Origin of the sequence: Campylobacter sp. CNRCH_2014_2849, assembly GCF_025772845.1 — a bacterium.
Lineage (GTDB): Bacteria > Campylobacterota > Campylobacteria > Campylobacterales > Campylobacteraceae > Campylobacter_D > Campylobacter_D lari_D.
The window spans coordinates 1-1,029 of record NZ_JAKMSW010000042.1 but is presented as its reverse complement, the minus strand read 5'-3'; the positions used below and the strand labels follow the sequence as shown (position 1 = coordinate 1,029).

1 pseudogene is annotated in these 1,029 nt (G+C 29.2%); it reads right to left on the bottom strand.

Annotated features, from left to right (window positions below):
- Positions 1–451: 451 nt before the first annotated feature.
- Positions 452–763 (bottom strand): annotated as a pseudogene (traN, locus tag L8X33_RS08600) (conjugal transfer protein TraN); the annotation flags it as partial.
- Positions 764–1,029 lie beyond the last annotated feature (266 nt).

The following is a 1,029-nucleotide window of genomic DNA, read 5'->3' as shown; positions in this document are numbered from 1 at the left end:
GATTCTTTACTTTTATTAGTTAATTGAAGCAAAGATATAACATCTTTTATAACTTGTAAAATATCATTTGCTACTTTACCATAGCCCCAAGTAAAGATAATATGATTAATCTATAAAATAATAAAGAAGATGCGAAAATTAAAGCACTAAGGAATAAAATGTAAAATCTTTTCATCAATTGTACTAAAGAAGTTAAAGAGTTTGTTTGGTATAATTATATTAAGGGTGCAACGCCAAAGGGGCGCAACCCTTTAGCGTTAATTTACCGCCCAGAAGGGAGGTGAGCATAATGCTAACAAAAATTATCCTTATAATTATACTCTTAACACTTTGCTATGTCAAGGCTTATTGAGTATCCCCTGCTTTTGCAGGGTTTAGAACAATCCCTTTGGCTTTTACCAAACAAACTTTTAACTAAACTCTATCTCCTTTCTATAATTTTATTTTCTTTTTAATTAGTAGGTTTTCTTGTTAAATTCTCAAGATTGCTTTCAATCTTTTCTTGTATTTTTATAAAATCAGCTTGTATTTTATCTACATCAATATTTCCAACAATATCAGCAATAAATTCACTTAAATCTATTTCACTAAAATCTAACTTTTGAAATTCTTCTGGAGTAAATCCTCTACAATCAGGACTTTTTGGAGAACCCCAACCTCTTTTAATTTGTGGACGTCCTTGTTCATTAAATATTCTTGCTAATTTTGAATTAAAACAACAGTGTGTTTTTTTATGCTGAATACAAACTATGAATTTAATTTTTTTAGAGCAATATTCACCAACTTCTACACATCTATTTTGCTTATTGAATTTAGCTAGCTTTTTTTATCTTCTTTACAAGGTATAAGCCCTATAAATACTTTATCTTTATCACAGTAACCACCCCCCCCCATCCACCCTCAGTTAAGCCAAAAATTTGTCTTTAGAGCGACATCTATTATCTTTTTTATTAAAGATAAAAATTTGTCCTCTATAAGAACCATCATATTCCCAATCATTATTATTTTCATCATTAATACCAACTTGAG